We start from the raw sequence: 21967 nt of genomic DNA, 5'->3' as shown, positions 1-21967 counted from the left end.
AAAAAAACCGTTCAACTTTGCTCTTTTGCTTATTTACCGCAAGATACATACGTTAGTTTGACCTTAGATAGATGATTTCCTATATAATTAATACGCCTTGTCCTCTCCACTAAATACATTGTAAATCGTTCGAAACAAGATTAGCAAGTCCAATCCAAGATTCCATTTCTCAACATAGAAGATATCTAAACGCACTCTATTCAATATGTCGGCCTTTTCCACGATCTCACCACGATATCCTTTTATCTGGGCAAGTCCGGTAATCCCGGGTTTTACAAAATGTCGGACCAGATATTTATCCACTGATATTTCATAGTCCCAAGTTTGAAGCTCCATATGCGGCCTTGGGCCAACGACACTCATGTCGCCCATAAAAACATTAAAGAACTGCGGTAGCTCGTCTATGCTAGTTTTACGCATGAATTTTCCGATTTTCGTAATTCTATTATCATTTTTAGTGGCCATCTGTTTATCGGCATTCTTGTTAGTGGTCATCGACCTGAACTTGTAGCACCAAAATACCTTTCGTTTTAAGCCGTGCCGCTTTTGCTTGAAGTAGAGTTTACCGGGAGATTCTAATTTAATTAAAACAAACAACAAAGGTGTAAGCCAAGAAAGAACGCCAACGATTACGAATGAAGAGAAGACGATATCGAACGTACGCTTCATGATTCGGGCGTACTCTGTATCCAATGGTACTTTTCTTAAATTTAGAACAGGAATGTTCTCGTAAGATTCGATAGACATTGCTCTTGAAAAGATATCCTTATTATCGAGGATTACTTTGAACTTGATTAGATTATTATCGGCAAAATTAATGAGGTTTTTCAATTCCAAGTGATTGAATTTTGAAGCAACACAGTAAATTTCGTCGATATTGTTCTCCAAAATGTATTTAAAACAATCGATTACCTTTCCTAAATAATACCTGTCGTCTTCATCATTATCCGAATCATCAAAATAACCATGATACCGATATCCTAAATTAGGCTGATCAAATACGTCACGGACCTTGTAGAGGCTACTGTCCTTTCCAATAACTACTAGCTTGGCAGAATTACCTCCAACCATCCGATATTTGCCCCTAAGCCAGAAAAACATTACCCGATACCAGGTAATACTGAGGGCTATGAGCAAGAAAACAAAAGACTGGTAAGGGAGATAGCCTATTGGGATATCAAAAAAGCCGAAACCGGCAAAATACGCCAACGAATAGAAGAAAAGCACTTGCAAATGCTTATGAATCCGTGTCATAAATTTTTCATTCCTTTCCGTCGGATAGTAATGAAGTAAATAAGAAATCAATAACCAGCTAAAGTTGTAATATAGAATATGATAAAGGTGCGAGTATGTTTCGCGGGTAAGCATATAAAGTATTCCATTTATAATACTCAGATGTATTACAATGGAAATTGGAATAATTAAATCTGAATTCCTGAATCTTTTCATTGAAGCTAATAATCGCTTTTACTTTCAAAAGTACCCTTGACACATTTAATTACCATCAGTGCGATGGAAAAGAGCTAAATCCAAAATCTTTAAAACAAGAAATTTCTTGTCTTTTAATTTAGTGCGTTTATGTTTGAAGATTCGGGGGTAAAGGAAAATATATTAATACGTTAACAAAATTAACATTTATACGAACATAGTCTACATAAAAACGTATAAAGGTATTACCGATACGTTTTTTAGCTTCACATTATTCTATGCAAATATTAAAATCAGTCTTAAGATGAAATGATTTATTAGTTGAACTACTTTTTTAGCCAGATAACGTACAACTGTGTTGTGCATGTTAAAATAAATGGTCAGTTTTTAATTAAATAATACCCCTAATCACAAAAAAGTAAAAAAATCGCTGTATTGTCAACAATATATGATTTCAGTTTACTTTTGGCTTTTGCAATCTAGAATTTTTAGTACCTTCGCACGCACATTTGAAAAAATGTTTTTTGGTCGCATAGCTCAGCTGGATAGAGCATCTGCCTTCTAAGCAGACGGTCGCAGGTTCGAATCCTGCTGCGATCACTTAATGCAGAAAATCCATCCGCCCTTTGGCGGATGGATTTTCTGTTTTACGGAAAGATGGAAAGCCCCAAGCTTTCCGATCTTGGAGTGAAACAAAAAACATCGGCGGTAGCCGGTGGGCTTTACATTTTCACAAGGGAGCCGCCTAGGAACACTGCAGGTAATCCTGTCGCGATTACTACAAGCATGAGACCACGCCTTTTTTGGTGTGGTTCTTTGTTTTACAAAAAAAATCTACCTTTTTCGGAATCTTGGAGGAAAACGAAGAACCAGGACGCCGGCCCGCGGTTTCCTATTTGCACCATTGAGCCGCCTAGCAACACCGCTAGGTAGTTCTGCTGTGATAAGTATAATCAGGCGAACAATACTAATTCCTCACAAAAGCCAAGTCGAAACTGACGGTTACCGACGCTCCCACCACTATCTGACCGAACATAGCGGTAGGCGGCTCCATTCCAAAGTCCTGCAACCGTAAGTCCTGTGCTCCCGACACACTCATCTTTCCTTCCTCTTGAAGCATATTTACCACTATTTCCACCTCTTTTTCGACCCCAGCAATGGTAAGCATACCATGCATTGCGTTAGGGTCCGTAACCCCTTTCATTGAAAAATAAACACTCGGATGTGCTTCGGCCTTTAAGGCAGCGTACATCTTATTATCCATCGTAGGCCCTCGTTCACTTTTAATTCCGACAACTGGAACCTCGATTTTCAGATCGTTGACCTGGTCACCGTCAGCTGTAAGGCTTCCCATAAACGAATTGGCGGCCACTTCCCAATCATGAACGGTAGACGTACCGGAGATGGTCAATACACTCTCAGCGGACAGTGTATAGGACTCCTGTGCCGTAACCATCCAGCTACAACATAAAAACAAGGCCAGAAGAAAATTTTTTACCGTATTCCTCATAGAATAGTACTGCTAGTTCGATTCGCGCTTATTCGTCCAACACCGTTTGCCAAAACTTTTTCTGGGCGTCAACAGAAGGCTGTTTAGCGGGACTCACTAATCGAAATCCGACAAAATTCGCGTCGGTGAACCACCAAAAGCTTTTAGGAATTTGAGGATCCCGTTTTTGCAATTTAAGGGAAGAACCTCGTCTTGCGGCAGAACGCAAGGCATCGGCATCGTCATCCCACGAACCACCCCGTATCACTCTAGGATGGATAACGGTCGGGGTTACCCAAGGGTTGTCCGGCTCCATTTCGGCGTAGCTATCCGCTCTGTACTCGTCCAACGTCCATTCGGCCACATTCCCGTGCATATCATATAATCCCCACGCATTCGGAGCCTTACTGCCAACGGCTGCATACTTGCCTTCGGCATTTTGGTAATAAACCGCATAGGTGTCTATATCTTCTGGGTTTTCAAAATGGTAGGGCGTAGTGCTTCCGGCACGGGCGGCGTATTCCCATTCGGCCTCGGTGGGCAATCGATAAAATCTCCCGGTAACCGTACTCAACCATTTACAAAAGACCAAGGCCGAGTAGGCCGACATACTGACGGCTGGAAAACCTTCTTTCCCCATACCGTAAGAGGGATCTTCATATGGAGGGCTTGGTCTTGTAATCGCATCGATTTTAATGACCCGGTCATCATCCAATTTGGCGAAAAGCTGTTTGTTCTGTTTGAAGAATAGTTCAAAGATTTCCCAAGTCACTTCGTATTTACCCATATAAAAGGAATCTACGACTACTTCTTTTTGAGGTCCTTCATCGGGATTTCGGCCAATTTCGTTCTCAGGGCTTCCCATTACGAAATTCCCTTTGGGCACTAGCAGCATGTCAAATTGAACTTCCGTTTCAGGTATCTGTTCACTAAAACTTTTTATGGTCGAATCGATAGTAGCATCATTCCGCAAATCAGTCTCCTGCCCAGAAGTACTCCATACCACAAAAAGGGCCAAAATTCTTAAGGTTTGTATTGTATATCGATTTGTAGCGCGGCTATCCACTTGACTATTTTTTTTTAAAAATATCGAATTTTAATTACTTTGCGATATTATTATATCCTTTGGAACGACCTTTGCAAAAGATGTTGGAACACTAAAACATTTCTGATGAAAAACATACTAGCCATTTTATTCGCATCCGTGATATCTTACGTCGGTATTGCGCAAAAAGCTACCACGAAGGAGCTCGAACCCTTTACAATGGTCAAAGCCTACGACCGCATTGTGGTGAAACTGGTCAAAGGCACCGAGAATAAGTTGGTCATCACGGGCGACGACCAGGACGAGATAAATATTTCAAATAAGGACGGTCTTCTGAAGATAAAGATGGAGTTCGATAACTTTATGGATGGTGATGAAGCCCAAGGCACCCTATATTATTCCGAGCCTTTAACATTGATAGATGCCAATGAGAATGCCAAGATTATCTCCGACGAGACCATAAAAGGGGAACGTGTGGAAATCAAAGCCCAGGAAGGCGGTAAGATCAACCTAAAAATCGCTTTGGACGATGTGTATGTGAAATCGATATCGGGAAGTGAAATCATTCTGAACGGAAGCAGTGCGACCCAAGAGGTGATGGTGAATACAGGTGGTAGGGTCGAAAACGAAAAACTCAATACCGAAAAAACGAAAGTCGTCGTCAATGCAGGGGGTCGCGCCAACGTTAAGGCCTCAGATCATGTGGAAGCCAAAGTGCGAGCAGGCGGCTACATCTATATTCATGGCAATCCCAAGGATGTGGAACGGGATAAGGTCTTCGGTGGTAAGATCGTTATTGTTGAGTGATGTGTTAGGTGTTAGATGCTCGATGCTCGAGTGGGATGAAAAACGTTTTCCTACATTTCCAATCCTATCCACTGATACTGTGAACACCTATCTTATTCTACCGCGGCGTATTCGAGATGTAGCGGTTTAGTTTTTATCGTCTACCTCTTCGCCATCCTCGAATTTTGTATCGGCCATCCGGGTTTTGCTAAAGTCGAATTTCTTAAAGTCGATTTTCTCCCCGCCATTGCCGAAGTCGAGTACAAGCATGTCCTGGGTGTCCATAAGTTGCAGGTTTTTGAATGAATCGAACTTGTTGTTCTGAATCTGCAGTACCTTCAAACTGGCCAATTGGCCGAACTCAACAGGGATATCGCCACCCAACTGATTATTCGCCAACACCAGCTCCTTTAATTTATACAACTTGCCTATTTCGTGCGGAATAGCTCCATTCAACTTATTCTCAAAAAGACCCAAATTCTCTAGACTTGCCAAATTCCCCAACGATTCGGGTATGGTTCCTTCAAGATCATTACTGGATAAATTCAAAATTCTCAAGCCCTGAATAGCACCAAGACTTTGAGGAATGGCTCCCGACAAAAAATTATTGAAAGCGGTAAATTCCACCAAACTTTCCATATTACCCATCTTTTCTGGAAGCTCGCCCTTAATTTTATTCATTTCTACCTTAACGACTTCCAGGTTTTTAAGTTTAATCATCTTGCTAGGTAGTACCCCTTTTATACCATTGAAGGCCAAATTGAGCACCCTTAAGTTCTTCAACTTATAAATACTCTCCGGAATGGTTCCCTGAAGGTTATTTCGAAATAAATTGATTTCGACCACGTGGTTGTTAAATACCTTGACGCCGTACCACGTATCTACCGGAGTACTTAAATCCCATGGCTGGGTCCATGCTGCCCCATTGGTACTTTCAAAAAATTCGATAAGTGCCTTTTTTTCTTTTTTGGGAACTTCGGCAAGGATTGTTGTTACCGTTAACAATACTAACACAAGGGTAGAAAACAACTTCTTCATAGGTCTTGATATTTTTAATTCGGGTTTAGGGTTTGGTAAATCCTACATTGGGAGGAATCACCCTACAAATAACGCTAAAACTCGGTCGAAGGACAAAAAATATCGGTGAAACGCCCGTATATGTTGTGAAAGTGGTGTTTTTTGTGGTGAGCTAGTTTGAAGACCTCTTATTTTCGTCAAGAGGTAACCGATTCGAGTGCCGAGGACATCTCTTCCCACTTTTCCATCAACCTTTCCAATCTTGATTTTTTTTGTTGATAGGTCTCAAAAAAGTTGGGCTGGGCAATCGTTTTGTCATATTCCATTAAAAGTTCGTGGTCTATTTTCGCGATTTCCTTTTCCAATTGCGAAATTTTGGACTCGACCGAACTCAATTGATTTTTAAGGGATTTCACTTTTTTCTGATCCTTAAAATCGTTGGTAGATTGTTTTGTTTTGGCAACCACCTTGGCCTGTTGCTGCTTTTTTTCAATGGCCCTAAAATCTTGTGCTTTTCGCTGTTCCAAGTAATAATCGATATCGCCCAAATACGCTTTTATCTTTCTATCCTTAAACTCGTATACCTTATTGGTAAGGCCTTGAAGAAAATCCCTGTCGTGCGATACCAAAATAAGCGTTCCGTCAAAATTCTTTAAGGCTTCCTTGAGCACGTTCTTTGATTTAATATCCAAGTGATTGGTCGGCTCATCCATCACCAAAACATTAAAGGGCTGTAATAACATTTTCGCCAAGGCCAGCCTGTTGCGCTCGCCTCCTGATAGTACCTTTACATATTTCTCGACCTCATCGCCCCGAAAGAGAAACGAACCCAGTATATCGCGTACCTTGCTCCTATTTTTTTCATTCGCGGCATCGATCATCGTGTCGAGCACCGTTTTATTACCATCAAGGTATTCTGCTTGGTTTTGGGCAAAATATCCGATCTGGACATTGTGGCCCAGCTTTACTTTGCCCTTATGGTCGATTTCCCCTACCATAATTTTTGCCAAAGTGGATTTCCCCTGCCCATTCTGACCGACAAAGGCCGTTTTACTATCCCTTTCCAAAAGCAAATCGATATCGCTCAAAACATGATTGTCGCCGTAACTTTTAGAAAGGCCTTCGATTTCCGCCACCACCTTCCCCGGCGTAATCGATACCGGAAAACGAACGTTCATTACCGCATTGTCGTCTTCATCGACCTCTATGCGGTCCATCTTATCCAGTTTCTTGATCAACGATTGCGCCATGGAGGCTTTGCTGCTTTTCGCCCTGAATTTCTCAATCAACCGTTCCGCCTGCTGTATCTCCCTATCCTGGTTCTTTTGGGCGTTCATCTGCTGTTCCTTGATTTCACCGCGAAGTTTTAGGAATTCGGTATAGGGCTTGTTGTAATCGTATATTCTGCCCAAGGATATCTCAATGGTACGGTTCGTAACATTGTCCAAAAACATCTTATCGTGCGAAACGATCATTACCGCTCCCGGAAAGGAATTCAGAAATTGTTCCAACCAGATAATCGATTCGATATCCAAGTGGTTGGTAGGCTCATCCAGGAGTAGTACATCATTACTTTGCAAGAGCAACTTGGCCAGCTCGATACGCATGCGCCATCCACCGGAAAAGGTGTCCGTTTTTTTAGTGAAATCTTCCCGTTTAAAACCCAGTCCCAGTAAAATTTTCTCGGTCTCCCCTTGGTAATTATACCCCCCGATAATCTCATAGTGATGGGTAATATCGCTCAAATCGATAATCAACTGATTATAGCTTTCAGATTCATAGTCGGTTCGCTCGGCCAGTTGCTGGTTAATATGGTCCAACTTCGCCTCCAACCTTTTGATTTCCTCAAAAGCCTGGTACGCCTCTTCCAAAACCGTTCGCCCCTGCTCAAAATCGATGTCCTGTCTAAGGAAACCTATTTTGATGTCCTTCTCCATGGCAATCACCCCCGTGTCCAACGGCATATCTTTTACAAGCAGCTTCAACAAGGTGGATTTACCCGCCCCGTTCTTTCCGATAAGGCCCACACGGTCACCCCCGTTCAAACGGAATGAGATTTCCTCAAAAAGATATTCACCACCGAAAGCAACGGAAAGATTATGGACGTTCAACATAATTTATAAATCAAAAACGGATTCTAGTCTACACCTCACATGAAGGTTCAAAAATTCAGAATATTCCGATTACTATATCAATTGATATTATAGTAAATCGTGTGATAAAAAAAGGCAAACCAGTACCTTTACATAAAGAAGTTGCAAAGGTATGTTTTTCCTCTTGAACTTACACTCTTAATGGACGTGCAGGTCCGAACCTCGCCATTGGACTATTAAAGGAAAGGAAGTGTATTAAGATAGGTATACAATAAAAAAAAGCAGTGAATGTTACGAAAAGGAACTAAATTATATAGCATTTTAACCGGAAGTTGCCCCAAATGCCATTTGGAAAGTATGTATGTTTCAAAAAACCCGTACAAACCGGGGCATTTGTTCAAAATGAACGAACGTTGTTCACATTGCGGTACCAAGTATAAAATCGAACCCTCTTTTTTCTACGGTGCAATGTACGTCAGCTATGCAGTGGGTATTGCCTTCGCAGTCGCTGCCTTTGTAATTTCAAAATTAATCATGGGCACTTCGCTCTTCACCTCATTTATAGCCATCGTTATTACTATGGTCGCCTTTATGCCGGTGATTATTAGACTATCGCGGAATATTTGGATCAACCTGTTTTTCAAGTACGACCCCGATGCCGCCAAACCTATTTCGAATAATACTTCGCCGTAAATCTTGAGATATCCATCTCTGGAGTCAAAGGTTTTCCTTCCTCAATAAAATGCAGCAGCCTTCGTGAGGCCCATGGCCCTATCATGACCCCTCTGGAACCAAACCCGTTCAACACATATATATTAGTATATTTCGGATGCTTTCCGACCAGTGGCCTTCTATCGGTTACCGTGGGGCGTATCCCGGCCAATTGATTTACAACCTTATAATCACAGCTTACCAAGGCATCCAGTTTATCGATCAACTCTGTTTTGGCACCATCGGTCGGTTGATTCGTTTTGTCCTTCCATTTGTAGGTTGCGCCGATCCGGTAGCGGTCGTTTCCCTCTGGAATCACAAAAATGGACGCCTTAATCGCATTTGATTCGTTTAGTTGCGGAGCTTTTATAATCAAGTACTCCCCTTTGGTCCCCGTCAATGGGAGATAATTGAAATACGGATTGCGGTGCATGCCATACCCTTCGGCAAAAACGATTTGTTTGGCCCTCAATCCTTTGTAGGTTATACTATCGGATACTACTTGCAATTCGTCATAGTCGAAGGTTTCAGAGATAATCGTGTTATTCTTTTCGAGATGATTATTATAACTGGTCAATAGCTTGGCACAATCTATTTTACCCGTACCGAGTACTTCTCCAAAACCAAATGGCGCCTTTATCGCTGGATTTTTATTCGGGTGGATTTTGGTAGATAGATACGGTTGCAACGCGCTCTTATCCGCGGCCGAGAACCAATCATTCTGCTCTTCGACCGATGCAAAACGGCGCATGACCCCAAAGGTTTCGATAAGCCCTAGCCCTAATTTCTTCTCCAAGGCGCTATAAAACGGAAGCATCTCCGCAAGCTGTTCTTCGGCATTCCATACTCCGGTAAACCGTTTTAAGATTACCGGGTTAAACATTCCCCCAGCGACTTTCGAGGCTTGCTGTGAGGAATCATTAATAACGGTAAAGGTCTTTCCGCTGCGTTCCAGGGTTTCGCAGAAAGAAACGCCTGCAAGACCTAAACCAACTACTAGATAATCTAACATAGCACAAAGGTAGTTATTAGCAGTCATTGCGAGGCCTTGCTTGTTTGAAGCAAATGAGGTTCTGGCAAAGACGAACAAAAAAAGCCCCAACATTACTGTCAGGGCTTCTATTATTTTGAATTGGAATATTCTTGGGTGTTAATACGCCCACATATCTTGCTCTCTGTCTCGGATAACTTCCTTGATTCGTTTGGCTTCAAGTAGTTGAAACAATGCATTGTCAGCAATGTAATCGTTGACTTTTCGGTCTCCATGCACATTATCTTCCCGATAGATGACACCATTGAACCTACGTGAGTTCAAAAGCATATCGAAAGAGATGGGCTGTGCTGAATTGCGTTGATTGAAGACCTTTGCTTCGTGCAAAATCTGTCTTGCCCCTGGGTACCATACCCAGAATAATTCAACTTTCGCATCGGCTGGATCCATAGACTCATCGTCTATAAAGTTTACGTCGGGAGCAACTGGTGCAATCCCAAGCAAGCGATATTTCAATTCGCCTTGACGCTTGTCAAAATACCAGATTCCTTTGATACGGTACTCCTCGACATCGGCAGCTCCAAGATCTCTTTCCGTGATATATTCAGGAGAAAGCTCTTCACCGGCGTTGATCTGCTCATAACCGTACTCAAGGGTATCGACAGCTCTAAGCGTTGCCGATAGGTCACCGAAGTTTCTTTTTTCGGTAAAATAAGAGTCTACGTAAACATCTTCCAATTTACCGTTCTTGATGTTCTTGATCAAAACATCGTATAAAGAACGTCTGTCGGCCCCGATATCTACCGTATCGGTAGGATAGTATAGGGGAAAGTTGACACGTTCGTCAAGATCTATTACTTCCCAGACGGTCTTTGACCAGAGAATATCCCTGTCATCAACATAACCGTACTCTAAGGGAGCATCATTATCCAAGGCCTTTTGGGCTTCGGTCTTTTTACCGATTTCCTCTGGTTTCTTGGCATTCAGAATGTTGGCCTGAGCCATCATTGAAGCAGGCAACAAGGCTACTGCTCCGATTACTAAAACATTTTTCCAATTCATCTCAAAAAAATTTAAAAGAACCGAACGGCTTAATGCCGTTCGGTCTGTACTCATTATTAGTTCGTCAACTCAATAACAACCGGAGATACTTTCTTCAACTTGTAGCTCTTGTTATTACTGATGTAAGCGTTGATATCGAATATCTGGACAGCGTCACCTCTCTTGGCACGTTTTAGCGCCGATTTGGCCCTACCATCCAACTTACTACCGGAAACACTTACGGTGGGCTGACCCGGTACTTTGAATTTGAACCCACTAACTTTCATGTTCAAATCAAAATCGAAGTCTTCCAATACAGCACCTACGGTACCGATTTCAACGTTTTTACGTGGCAACTTGATGCTACCGGCTTGCTTGCTCAAAGAACCTGCAGGTCGTGGAATATCCTTGATCCTGAATTCAGACTTAGAAGAAACACCCTGACCATCTGGTAACGTACCTGATGCAGTAATCGTAACTGTTCGTCCTTTTTGAGGATTCATGACATATTTACTACCACTTACGGCTTTAAGACCGGGAGCAGATGCCCTAACCTTGTTATTCGGAATACCAGGGATAGAGATAGACATTGGGTTCGCAACACCGCGATACACTACGTTCATCTTATCTGCGGCAATTAAAGCAGCATTCGGTTTAGAAATTACCGCGAACGAATTCTTGACCTCAACAGGAACCTCTTCACCATCCTGCTGGAAATACATGGTTCCCGCAACAGTATGATCACCAGGACTACCGGCACCGATCAACATTTTGATACCACCGGCCTCGATTTTATAATCGGAACCTTCGCTCAATTTTCTACCGTCCAAGGTCAACTCTGCCCTAACTGGGGTAGACGAATTATCGGTCTTGCTAATGATGATCTTGCCATCATACTTCTCACCAGCGTAATAAGCTGACTTACTTCCCTGCAAAGAGGTAGCAAAGTTCTTTAGAGAAACCTGCTCTGTCAATTCACCGGCCAACATATTCTTCAAGGCAGCCTCTTCGATAGCTTTGATGTCCGCTTGCAAAGAAGTGATCTTTGTAATAGACGCTACTAAAGGATATCCTTCAAAGTGATAGTTCATCCAATCGGCCTTTGTACCATCGGATTTTTCTACCTTACCATCTTTGTCTCCAGTCTCAAAACGACTCTCGGCAGAAGCTTTGATACCGGCCATACTCGCAGGTATCGCCTTTACTACTGACGTTCTGTAATCGTTAAGCTTTTTCAGGAATTCCTGTCCTTTTTCGGAAAGGTTGTCTCCTGAGAAGAACAATTGGTTCGTGTAATCGGCTTGATCCATGGTCATGTAATCCTTTGGATCATCGACTTGGCCTTTTAAATCGGCCTTCAACTCATCTAAGTAGGTATAATACGCTGCAGACAATCCTTTGATTTCCTGCGCCTTCTCTAACAAAGGCCCGTATTTAGTAGCATCTTCCGATGCTTTCGTCTCCAAGCCCGTAAAGAACGCCATATTGTCCTCTCCGGTCTTTGTATTGGAAGCCTCTAGCTTTTCGTTCATCAGACCGAAAGCCGAAAGTACTTCTTTACTCATGTTCAGTGCCAACATCGCGATGAAAACCAGATACATTAGGTTAATCATCTTCTGACGTGGTGTTTGTTTTCCTCCTGCCATGTTTTCTAATTAGTTTTTAATTGTTAATTGATTTGGGGTAATAAACTAACTACTAATTAGTTTTTAGACATTGCAGAAAGCATTCCACCATACACTCCGTTCAAAGAAGATAGGTTGGTCGCCAACGACTCCATCTGATCTTTAAGGGCAGATGCGTTCTGTACCACTTCTTCGTTAACCGAAGCTTGCTTGCTTGCACTCTCTAACTGTACTTTGTATAAGCTATTCAAAGACTCCATTTGAGAAGCGGCATGTACCATTTCCTCAGAGTATTTCTTCGTAGATTCCATTGCATCGACTGTTGGAGCGATACCTTTAGCGGCACCTTCGAAGTTCTTGATACTGTCACCAAGGCTAGACATCAAGTTGGCGTCTACACCGGCCTCTCTTAGCATCTCATCCAACTTGGCGGATAAAGAAGCTTCAGCTTGTTTGATTTCAGCAGCTTCGTTGCTCTTTTTGCCACTTGCCGTGCCGTCGGCCAACTCAGGATATACCAAAGACCAATCGTACTCGTCGTCTACTGGTTCGAATGCACTGATCGCAAAAATAAGTGCCTCTGTAATAAGTCCTATCGCAAGAAGAACACCACCATTAAGCGGTCCTAACTCCCAGTGAAGAATTTTGAACAATGCACCGATAATTACTACCGAAGCACCAAGGCCGTAGGCCATGTTGAATAATTTTTTTGTTGATTTTGACTGTGCCATAATTTAAGATTTAATTTAAGGTTTAATGTTAATGATAAAATTTGGTTTTCGTTTTTCCCCAACCAAAGGGATGTTTGGATTTAATGTGTGTTATTTTGTATACGTTAACGTTTCTTCAATCGGTTTTTTCGACTTTCTAAAAGTAGTTTCCCACTTTATGGAATCAAATACCAAGAAACATGGATTTATTCAGTACTGGTTTTCCGTTAAGTTCTTACAAACCGTTGTTACCTGTTGTCGAATCCTCTTCACCCATATAATCCTGAACGGTTCGGAAACCTACATAACTACGGGCAGAATCTGCATATTCATAATCTCTCGTACTCACTTGTAGGAAGTACGCGACATCTTTCCAGGAACCGCCTCTGATGACCTTTCTAGCGTTGGCGCCATCACCCCCGTTAGGATTCATAGTAGAAACGTAATCGTACGAACTGGGATCGTAGCTGGAGTTTGTCCATTCCGAAACATTACCCGCCATGTTGTACAGGTTAAAATCGTTCGGCTCATAAGACTTCGCTTCTACTGTATACAATGCTGCATCGGCTGCGTAATCACCACGTTGTGGTTTAAAATTGGCCATAAAGCAACCCGTGTCGCTGATCACATAAGGACCACCCCAAGGGTAAGTACCTCCTTCGATACCACCACGAGCGGCATATTCCCACTCAGCCTCCGTAGGCAATCTAAATTTATTCACGAACTGCCTCCCTCGACTTTTCTGGTCATCGTTTTTAAACTTGGTTCTCCAGTTACAAAAAGCCTGTGCTTGCTTCCAATTCACACCGACAACTGGATAATCGCTATATGCATCGTGCCAAAAGTAATCGTTGTGCATGGGCTCGTTGTACGAGTATTCGAAATCACGGATCCAAACGGTAGTGTCGGGATAGATTTCCAATTCCTCATTACGGATAAAATCTTTTCTACGGCCGGTTTTAGACCTTGCAGCAGCCTCGATGTCCATCCAACTGTATTTGTATTTCAGTTTGGTAACGTCTACGGTACGCTGTCCGTTATACGATTCTTCTTCAGGAATATATAAGGAATCCATCACCTCAACATAGTACTCGTCGGGGTAATCATTGATATCCCAAACCAAATCCTGGTCTCTGCTCAAAGGACGATTATCGAAATCCATATAATTATCCAACATATATTTTTGATATGCCGAAGTTTTTGCCGTATCGGTATCCTTGAACGCATATTCTCCGATACCACCATCTTCTTCGGTCAGGCCCAGTTCGTCGGCAAGTACTGCCAATCTGGTTCTAACGATAGAATCCTGAACCCATTCTACAAACTGACGGTATTCGCTGTTGGTGATTTCGGTATCGTCCATATAAAATGAGCGTACCGTTACGGTTTTGGTCGGTGCGTTGAGAACCTTGGCTTGGTCTTCTTCAGATTTACCCATGATGAAAGCCCCCCGCGGGATCAGTTCCATACCATAAGGTTTTTCCGGATACCACTTTTTTCCTTGGGCTCCGACTAGCTCTCCTTTTGTTTTGGACCCACAACTCGTGAGCAAAAAAACAAACGCTATAGATGATAACAATAGCTTTTTCATACTTTAGGTTAAATTTCGATTCTGGTTATAAACTGCAAATACAATATTTTTTCTACACTCTAAAACTGTGTTTTGATCAAATTATTGTATTGAAGTTAACAATCCTTTTAAAAAAAATTGAATTAGTTAAAGCCTTTCTTATAGGCCTTATACCACCGCTCGGGAATGTTTTGGTCGCAAGCTTCCAAATAGTCCTTTTTGGTGCAGGGTAATAACGAGGGTTGATGGACTTTAGTATGTGAAGTCAATATTGATGGCACCTCTACCCACCATCTTTCGGTAAGATGGCTTTTAAAGAAGACCAACTGCTCTGTTTCGGTAGGGACCGTATATTTCGTGTAGTCCGTATTATCCTTGGTTGGTGACTCCATGACTCTAAAATTGAGTCCCTCGATGAAATACCAGATAATCTGCGCCATAAGTTGTGCGCTTTGGTTGGAATTCTCCATCTCATACAACCCGAATGCCATTACTTTTTCGCTAAGGCCTGCATAACGCGCGATGGCACAAATCTCCTTTCCATCGAAACCGTTCGGCGAAAACCCATTGGCATACCCTACTTCGGCCGCTCGAATAGCTCTAGCGTCTAGACTGACCATATGCGCATTTCTCAATACAGGTTCGGCCAAAGTAATATCGCTGGAAATCTCTCCCAACCGATAGGCATCAAAAAATAAGCGGTCCATCAAGTCCATTTCCTCTTGGGCGTTGAAATAGCTTTGATACCCGATATTCGAAAAATTGAAGAGATTGTTGGGTTTCTCCGTGATGATCTTGCTCATATACGAGTGTGAGGAAACCAGCTCATCTTCAATACCAAAATCAAAACGACTGTCGACCGATACGATATTGATCATATCATGCACGCCGTCGAACGCTCGATATACAGGATAAGTAATATCCTGGGTAGCCCCGATGATTATAGGGATAATATTTTGCTTCAAAAGCCCTGAAACAACTTCCTTGACCAAGAAATAGGTGTCCTCAACGGTTTCCCCTTCTTCGATATCCCCTAGATCGATGATGCCCGTAACCCAATTGCCCATCATCAATTTGTGCAATTGCTGACGAATAGCCGAAACATCGAGTTTCTCCATTTTTTTTTCATATGCATTCCGGGATTCCTTTACCCCTAGTAGGGCAACTGAAGAATTTGCCATATCGGGGAGGCCCTTTTTTGCGCTATGCATTCTAATGTTCTTACCCAGCGCCTGTGGAGAAAGTAATTCGCAATGCGCCAGAACACTATCGGATACTGGCGCCAAAAAATCATATGCCATGGGATTGTTAAACGTTTGTGGTTTGAAAAACAAAATTCAAATTCAAAACTCAGAACTCCAAAATGCAACAAAACTGCTATCAGGAACAATTGCCTATTTCTTCTTCGCCTTAGGTTTTGCCTTTGCCTTTTTCTTAGGCGTTTTCTTTTCGATCAACGTTTGTGCCTGCTCCAGCGTCATTTTGGTTACATCTACGGTTTTGGCCAATTCTACCTTGACCTTTCCTTTGATGACATTGTGCCTGCCCCAACGCGCCTTTTCGATTCGGATGCCTTCATCCTCCCAGTTCTGTACAACCTTATCGATTTCTTTCTGCTTTTTTACCTCGATAAGTTCTACGATATCATCTTGTGAAAGATTATCGAAGTCATATTTTTTGTTCACGTTGATGAACATGCCGTCCCATTTGATAAAAGGTCCGAAACGACCTGTTCCTTTGGTGACGTCCTTACCCTCGTATACGGTTATGGGCGCATCGGCTTTTTCCTTTTCTTTGATCAATTCCGTTGCCCGCTCCATATCAACATCAAAGGCGCTTTCCCCTTTCGCCAAGGACACGAACTTTTTACCATAACGCACATAGGGCCCGAAGCGTCCGACATTGGCCTCTACCTCCTCACCTTTATAGACGCCCAACTTTCTTGGGAGCGTGAACAGTTCCATGGCCTCATCATACGTAATCGTGTTTAACGATTGATCGGGTAACAGACTAGCGAACTTTGGCTTTTCTTCCTCCTCTACCGTTCCTATTTGCACCATAGGTCCGAAACGGCCCAACCGTACCGATACCTGACGTCCTGTTTTCGGGTCTTTTCCCAAAACCCGTTCCCCGCTTGCACGGTCGGCATTTTCCTCTACGTCCAGCACATTGGGATGAAAGTCTTTGTAAAAGTCCTTCATCATTTTCTTCCAATCCTGTGAACCATCGGCAATCTCATCAAAACTTTCTTCAACGTTCGCCGTAAAGTTGTAATCCAATATATTCGCAAAATTGCTTACCAGAAAATCGTTCACGATCATACCGATATCCGTAGGCACCAGCTTTCCTTTATCAGAACCGACCATCTCGCTGAGTTCCGCTTCTTTCAAGGTGTCGGCTTCAAGCAACAACTGCACATACTTTCTTTCGGTGCCTTCAACGGTTCCTTTCTCGACATAGCCCCTATTCTGAATGGTGGAAATGGTAGGTGCGTAGGTAGACGGTCTTCCAATACCAAGTTCTTCCAGTTTCTTTACCAAAGACGCTTCCGTAAACCGGTACGGAGGTCTGGAAAAACGTTCTGTAGCCGTGATGTGGTTGTTATCAAGCTTCTCACCTACTTTCATTGCCGGCAACATGCCCTCCTGCTCTTCGGCGGTATCCTCTTCATCGCTACTTTCCATATACACCTTCAAAAAACCATCGAACTTGATGACCTCCCCGTTCGCCGAGAATTCCTCTTTATGGGTATTGGCGGCAATCTTAACGTTGGTGCGCTCTAATTGCGCGTCGCTCATCTGAGAGGCGATCGCCCTTTTCCAAATCAATTCGTATAGTTTGGACTGGTCGCGTTCCAAGGATGGCGAGTGCATTGCCATGTTGGTCGGACGAATGGCCTCATGTGCCTCTTGGGCACCTTTTGCCTTTCCTTTAAAATTTCGTACAGTGTGATATTTCTCGCCGTAATTTTCGATAATGGCCTCTTTAGCAGCCGCTATCGCCTCACCGGAAAGGTTTACGCTATCGGTTCTCATATAAGTAATCAAACCGGCTTCATACAAACGTTGGGCGACCTGCATGGTTCGGCCTACGGAAAAATAAAGCTTACGCGACGCTTCCTGCTGTAAGGTTGATGTGGTAAACGGGGCCGAAGGCGATTTCTTCGCCGGCTTTTTGTCCAAGCTCCCGACAGAAAAGTCGGCATCAATATTCTTTTTAAGAAAAGCCTCGGCTTCGGCTTTCGAAGCAAAGGTCTTGTTCACTTTGGCCGCGAAAACAGCTCCCGAGGAGGTTTTGAATTGTGCGGAAATTTTAAAGGATGCCTCAGGGGTAAATTCTTCGATATCCCTTTCCCGTTCTACGATCAAACGTACCGCTACCGACTGTACCCTACCTGCGGAAAGGCCCGGTTTAATTTTTTTCCACAAAACCGGGGATAGTTGATAGCCGACCAAGCGATCCAATACCCTTCTCGCCTGCTGCGCATTAACAAGGTCATAGTTGATTTCCCGTGGATTGGCAATCGCCTTCTGAATGGCGTTTTTGGTAATCGAATTAAAAACAATACGTCTGGTCTTATCCTTTTCAAGGCCCAAGGTTTCCGACAAATGCCATGAAATAGCCTCCCCCTCACGGTCTTCATCACTCGCCAGCCAAATCGTATCGGCTTTTTTAGCAAGGTCCTTTAATTTTTTGACCAAGGCCTTTTTATCGTCATCGATAATATATTTTGGACTAAAATCATTATCAACATCAACACCCAACTCTTTGGAAGGCAGATCGGCGATATGTCCAAAACTAGACTCTACCTTATAATCCTTCCCTAAGAATTTTTCAATCGTTTTTGCCTTTGCAGGCGACTCTACTATTACCAGATTCTTGGCCATATATGCTTTTTTGATGCAACAAAAGTAGGTGAATTTTTAATTTTAACCGATACCTTATATATATACACTCTAAAATGTGGTGACCCAGAGCCCAGGAATCCGGCATCGGGCCAATGCAAATTTATTGATCCTTTGGAATAGGAATACGGCCTTTAGAGCGTCTTCCGGGTAGCTTTCTAATCCTAAAAAAATTCCTTTCATTTACCCCCCTGTTCTCCATTTCTTCATGATATTTTGAAATTGATGTTTCCTACCAATCATACGGCCCATATGATAAAAAGAACGAACAGTCGCCTAGAAGCTTCTCGTTCTATGAGATTTTCACATCTTCAATTGATTGAAAAACGGTAGGACTTCGCTATTTTTAGAATAATCAAATTGACCTAACCTTATGAAAAAAATACTTTTCTATCTTTTCGCGATTCTTCTTTTAGGTTTTTCTTGGGAATCGAGCGCACAACGCAAAAAAAATAAAAATGACGCTATCACGAGTTACCCGGAATCGCTGTACAACAGTTTGGAATGGCGCCTGATAGGCCCTTTTCGGGGAGGAAGGGCAGGAACGGTATCCGGTGTAATTGGAGACCCGGACCTATACTACATGGGTACCGCTGGCGGAGGTGTATGGAAAACGACCGATGCTGGCAGTAGCTGGAGTTGTATTTCCGATGGCTACTTTGGCGGTTCGATCGGGGCGGTTGCCGTTTCCGAGTCGGATCCTAATATTATTTACGTAGGTGAAGGCGAACAGACGTTGAGGGGGAATGTTTCCTCTGGCAACGGACTTTGGAAAAGTACCGATGCCGGCGAAACCTGGAAATTTATAGGTCTTAAGGAATCGGAACATATCGCACGAATTCGAATTCACCCCACCAATCCCGATATCGTCTACGTCGCCGCAATTGGCAACCTGTGGAAACCCAATGAGATGCGTGGTATTTTCCGCTCGACAGACGGAGGTTTGAACTGGGAAAAAATCCTATATGAGAGTGATAAGGCCGGTGGAGGCGATCTAGTCTTGGACCCCAACAATCCCAGAATACTCTATGCCGCCACTTGGGAAATGAAACGCAACGGCTACCGAATGGATAGCGGCGGCCCGGGCAGTAAACTGTTTAAAAGCACGGATGCTGGCGACTCATGGACCGATATTTCGAAACTTCCCGGATTGCCCGGAGGACCATGGGGCATAGTGGGCATAAGCGTATCGCCGGTAGACTCCAATAGGGTCTGGGCCTTGATAGAGGCAGAGGCCGGCGGACTCTATCGCTCCGATGATGCCGGAAAGACTTGGGAAAAAATAAATGAAAACAGAGCGCTGCGACAGCGAGCTTGGTACTATACGCGCATTTATGCCGATACCCAAAACAAAGACAAGCTCTATGTAATGAACGTGAGTTACGGGGTTTCGACCGACGGTGGCAAAACTTTCGAATTAAAGAATGCGCCCCATGGAGACCACCACGACCTTTGGATAGACCCGGAAAACAATAAGCGCATGGTCATCGCCGATGATGGCGGGGCCCAAATCTCGAATGACGGTGGTAACAATTGGTCTACCTATTACAATCAGCCAACCGCCCAGTTCTACAGAATCGTGACCGATAATACATTTCCGTATCGCATTTACGGGGCGCAACAAGACAATAGTACCGTGCGCATAAAAAGTCGTAGCTCGGGAGCCACTATTACAGAACGCGATTGGGAACCTACCGCGGGTGGCGAAAGTGCGCACTTGGCTCCCGATCCAAAGAATACGGATATTGTGTACGGAGGCACCTATAAAGGATATATGATGCGCACCGATCACAGCATCGACCAAACCCGTTCCATCAACATTTGGCCCGATAATCCCGCAGGCTCGGGAGCCGAAGTCATGAAATACCGCTTTAATTGGAATTTCCCCGTAAAATTTAGCATTCACGATCAGAACACCCTGTATGCCGGATCGAACTTCCTGCATGCCACTACCAATGAAGGACAGACTTGGAAGACCATTTCACCGGACCTGACACGCGGTCTTCCGGAAACCATAAAGTCTTCGGGCGGCCCGATTACCCAGGACAATACTGGAGCGGAATTCTACTCGAACCTCTTTGCCATCAATGAATCGCCACTGGAAGAAGGTGTCATTTGGGTAGGTAGCGATGATGGCCTCATTCACATTACCCGTGACAATGGTGCCAACTGGGAAGACATCACACCCCCCGCCGCTATGAGCCCGAAATTGAACATGATCAACTGCATCGACCCCAGCCCATTTCAAAAAGGAACGGCCTATGTCGCGGCGACCTCCTACAAATTCGGCGATTATACACCATACATATATAAAACCGCCGATTATGGAAAAACATGGAAAGTCATCACTTCTGGAATAGCAAAAAACCACTACACCCGCGCCATCCGCTCCGACAAGACCAGGGAAGGACTTTTATACGCCGGAACCGAATGGGGCATGTACGTCTCTTTTGACGATGGGGCCAATTGGTCGTCTTTTCAACTGAATTTGCCCATAACCGCCATTCGAGATCTTGAGGTACGGGACAACGACTTGATCGCTGCGACCCATGGTCGTAGTTTTTGGATGATAGATGACCTAACGCCATTACATCAGCTTTCATCGAAAATGGCCGGGAAGGACTTTCATCTATTCAAACCAGATCGGGCCTATCGCATGCAACAATCCGATGGAAGGGGAGAACCGAACACGAAACTTTACGGGCAAAACCATCCTAACGGGGCCATTATAAATTATTACATAAAAGACAGCAAGAAAACCGATACCGTGCGGATTGAAATTCTCGAAATGGACGGGACACCCATCCAAAAATTCGCTACCACTGCCAAGGAAAACAAATTGGACCCGGAGGCCGAGAAACCTTTAAAAGTAACCTCAGGTGGAAATCGGCTTATCTGGAATATGAGGTATCCGGGCTATCAGACTTTCGAAGGGATGGTTTTTTACTCGTCGCCCAATGTTGGCCCTAAGGCGATACCTGGCGACTATAAGGTGAGAATGACCTATAATGGCGAGGTATTGGAAGAAACTTTTTCGGTTTTAAAAGACCCCAGACTGCCCAACACGGAAATGGACTTCAAAAAGCAATTCGATTTTCTTATGGCCGTTCGCGACCAAGTGAGCCGTGCCAACAACGCCATCACCGAAATCAGAACGGTAAAGAAAGATTTGGACTATCTCAAAAGAAAATCGAAAGATCATCAACAACTTCAGGACCTTATCAAAGCGTTCGAAACGAAAATCGATGTAATAGAGAACAACATTCATATGACCAAAAACCAAAGCCGGCAAGACCCCTTGAATTACGGTATACGAATCAACAATCGCCTTGCTTTTTTAATGGCCGATTCGCAACGAGGCGATTACCCACCGACCGATCAGGCGCTGGAATTCTTCGCGGAGATTACCAAAGAATTGGATACCGAAATTAACGCACTAAATGCTTTAATGCAGGAATATATCGACACCATCAATAATCAAGTTACGGAAAACAAAATCAAAATGATATCCTTGGAATAGTTCTCGCCCGATACTTACGAAGAGCGTATGCATACT

Annotated in this window: 15 protein-coding genes and 1 tRNA gene; 4 read left to right on the top strand and 12 right to left on the bottom strand. The window is 43.5% G+C overall.

Annotated features, from left to right (window positions below; translation table 11 throughout):
• Nucleotides 1–87: 87 nt before the first annotated feature.
• Nucleotides 88–1449 (bottom strand): exopolysaccharide biosynthesis polyprenyl glycosylphosphotransferase, encoded by a 1362-nt coding sequence (locus FGM00_RS01060; protein ID WP_138851128.1) that lies wholly within the window; start codon nt 1447–1449, stop codon nt 88–90.
• Between the two features lie 505 nt (nt 1450–1954).
• Here FGM00_RS01060 and FGM00_RS01055 point away from each other — a divergent pair.
• Nucleotides 1955–2028: transfer RNA gene (locus tag FGM00_RS01055), tRNA-Arg, on the top strand.
• A gap of 367 nt (nt 2029–2395) precedes the next feature.
• On the opposite strand, the gene FGM00_RS01050 is transcribed toward FGM00_RS01055, so the two are convergent.
• Both FGM00_RS01050 and FGM00_RS01045 read right to left on the bottom strand, forming a co-directional pair.
• Nucleotides 2396–2938, bottom strand: a complete 543-nt coding sequence (locus FGM00_RS01050) for a YceI family protein (protein WP_138851127.1) — start codon at nt 2936–2938, stop codon at nt 2396–2398.
• A 28-nt stretch (nt 2939–2966) separates the two neighbouring features.
• The gene (locus FGM00_RS01045) at nt 2967–3935 is read right to left on the bottom strand and encodes a formylglycine-generating enzyme family protein (RefSeq protein ID WP_236262863.1); all 969 of its coding nucleotides are present in this window, start codon (nt 3933–3935) and stop codon (nt 2967–2969) included.
• A 153-nt stretch (nt 3936–4088) separates the two neighbouring features.
• Between FGM00_RS01045 and FGM00_RS01040 the strand changes: the two genes are divergently transcribed.
• Entirely contained in the window at nt 4089–4769 is a 681-nt protein-coding gene (locus FGM00_RS01040; RefSeq protein ID WP_138851126.1) for a head GIN domain-containing protein, read from the top strand.
• A 126-nt stretch (nt 4770–4895) separates the two neighbouring features.
• Here FGM00_RS01040 and FGM00_RS01035 read toward each other — a convergent pair whose 3' ends face one another.
• On the bottom strand, nt 4896–5786 hold the full coding sequence (locus FGM00_RS01035; RefSeq protein ID WP_138851125.1) for a leucine-rich repeat domain-containing protein: 891 nt from the start codon (nt 5784–5786) through the stop codon (nt 4896–4898).
• Nucleotides 5787–5962: 176 nt separating this feature from the next.
• Nucleotides 5963–7879, bottom strand: a complete 1917-nt coding sequence (locus FGM00_RS01030) for an ABC transporter ATP-binding protein (protein WP_138851124.1) — start codon at nt 7877–7879, stop codon at nt 5963–5965.
• A 267-nt stretch (nt 7880–8146) separates the two neighbouring features.
• Here FGM00_RS01030 and FGM00_RS01025 point away from each other — a divergent pair, with 267 nt between their 5' ends.
• Entirely contained in the window at nt 8147–8551 is a 405-nt protein-coding gene (locus tag FGM00_RS01025; RefSeq protein ID WP_138851123.1) for a DUF983 domain-containing protein, read from the top strand.
• On the opposite strand, the gene FGM00_RS01020 is transcribed toward FGM00_RS01025, so the two are convergent.
• The 7 genes from FGM00_RS01020 to topA form a co-directional block, all read right to left on the bottom strand.
• Nucleotides 8526–9581 (bottom strand): NAD(P)/FAD-dependent oxidoreductase, encoded by a 1056-nt coding sequence (locus FGM00_RS01020; RefSeq protein ID WP_138851122.1) that lies wholly within the window; start codon nt 9579–9581, stop codon nt 8526–8528. The genes FGM00_RS01025 and FGM00_RS01020 overlap by 26 nt on opposite strands.
• A 138-nt stretch (nt 9582–9719) precedes the next feature.
• Nucleotides 9720–10622: a type IX secretion system ring subunit PorN/GldN gene (gene porN, locus FGM00_RS01015; protein ID WP_138851121.1), complete on the bottom strand. Its 903-nt coding sequence runs from the start codon at nt 10620–10622 to the stop codon at nt 9720–9722.
• Nucleotides 10623–10678: 56 nt separating this feature from the next.
• Nucleotides 10679–12247 carry a type IX secretion system motor protein PorM/GldM gene (gene porM, locus FGM00_RS01010; RefSeq protein ID WP_138851120.1) on the bottom strand — a complete coding sequence of 523 codons (1569 nt, stop codon included), beginning with the start codon at nt 12245–12247 and terminating at the stop codon, nt 10679–10681.
• Nucleotides 12248–12303: 56 nt separating this feature from the next.
• Nucleotides 12304–12957 carry a type IX secretion system motor protein PorL/GldL gene (porL, locus tag FGM00_RS01005; RefSeq protein ID WP_138851119.1) on the bottom strand — a complete coding sequence of 218 codons (654 nt, stop codon included), beginning with the start codon at nt 12955–12957 and terminating at the stop codon, nt 12304–12306.
• A 214-nt stretch (nt 12958–13171) separates the two neighbouring features.
• Nucleotides 13172–14527, bottom strand: coding sequence for a T9SS ring complex lipoprotein PorK/GldK (porK, locus tag FGM00_RS01000; protein WP_138851118.1), 1356 nt, complete (start codon nt 14525–14527; stop codon nt 13172–13174).
• Between the two features lie 122 nt (nt 14528–14649).
• Nucleotides 14650–15807, bottom strand: a complete 1158-nt coding sequence (locus FGM00_RS00995; RefSeq protein ID WP_138851117.1) for a formimidoylglutamase — start codon at nt 15805–15807, stop codon at nt 14650–14652.
• A gap of 93 nt (nt 15808–15900) precedes the next feature.
• Nucleotides 15901–18393 (bottom strand): type I DNA topoisomerase, encoded by a 2493-nt coding sequence (gene topA, locus FGM00_RS00990; RefSeq protein ID WP_138851116.1) that lies wholly within the window; start codon nt 18391–18393, stop codon nt 15901–15903.
• Nucleotides 18394–18784: 391 nt separating this feature from the next.
• Between topA and FGM00_RS00985 the strand changes: the two genes are divergently transcribed.
• Nucleotides 18785–21931: a WD40/YVTN/BNR-like repeat-containing protein gene (locus FGM00_RS00985; RefSeq protein ID WP_138851115.1), complete on the top strand. Its 3147-nt coding sequence runs from the start codon at nt 18785–18787 to the stop codon at nt 21929–21931.
• The last annotated feature ends 36 nt before the right edge of the window (nt 21932–21967 follow it).

The organism is Aggregatimonas sangjinii (assembly GCF_005943945.1).
Taxonomy (GTDB): Bacteria; Bacteroidota; Bacteroidia; order Flavobacteriales; family Flavobacteriaceae; genus Pelagihabitans; species Pelagihabitans sangjinii.
Note: the sequence above shows the minus strand (reverse complement) of the source record. Positions and strands in the feature narration are given on the sequence as shown.

Coding starts and splice junctions, on each gene's coding strand:
- FGM00_RS01060 (WP_138851128.1), bottom strand. CDS start 1,449: ATGAAAAGATTCAGGAATTCAGATTTAATTATTCCAATTTCCATTGTA.
- FGM00_RS01050 (WP_138851127.1), bottom strand. CDS start 2,938: ATGAGGAATACGGTAAAAAATTTTCTTCTGGCCTTGTTTTTATGTTGT.
- FGM00_RS01040 (WP_138851126.1), top strand. CDS start 4,089: ATGAAAAACATACTAGCCATTTTATTCGCATCCGTGATATCTTACGTC.
- FGM00_RS01035 (WP_138851125.1), bottom strand. CDS start 5,786: ATGAAGAAGTTGTTTTCTACCCTTGTGTTAGTATTGTTAACGGTAACA.
- FGM00_RS01030 (WP_138851124.1), bottom strand. CDS start 7,879: ATGTTGAACGTCCATAATCTTTCCGTTGCTTTCGGTGGTGAATATCTT.
- FGM00_RS01025 (WP_138851123.1), top strand. CDS start 8,147: ATGTTACGAAAAGGAACTAAATTATATAGCATTTTAACCGGAAGTTGC.
- FGM00_RS01020 (WP_138851122.1), bottom strand. CDS start 9,581: ATGTTAGATTATCTAGTAGTTGGTTTAGGTCTTGCAGGCGTTTCTTTC.
- porN (WP_138851121.1), bottom strand. CDS start 10,622: ATGAATTGGAAAAATGTTTTAGTAATCGGAGCAGTAGCCTTGTTGCCT.
- porM (WP_138851120.1), bottom strand. CDS start 12,247: ATGGCAGGAGGAAAACAAACACCACGTCAGAAGATGATTAACCTAATG.
- porL (WP_138851119.1), bottom strand. CDS start 12,957: ATGGCACAGTCAAAATCAACAAAAAAATTATTCAACATGGCCTACGGC.
- porK (WP_138851118.1), bottom strand. CDS start 14,527: ATGAAAAAGCTATTGTTATCATCTATAGCGTTTGTTTTTTTGCTCACG.
- FGM00_RS00995 (WP_138851117.1), bottom strand. CDS start 15,807: ATGGCATATGATTTTTTGGCGCCAGTATCCGATAGTGTTCTGGCGCAT.
- topA (WP_138851116.1), bottom strand. CDS start 18,393: ATGGCCAAGAATCTGGTAATAGTAGAGTCGCCTGCAAAGGCAAAAACG.
- FGM00_RS00985 (WP_138851115.1), top strand. CDS start 18,785: ATGAAAAAAATACTTTTCTATCTTTTCGCGATTCTTCTTTTAGGTTTT.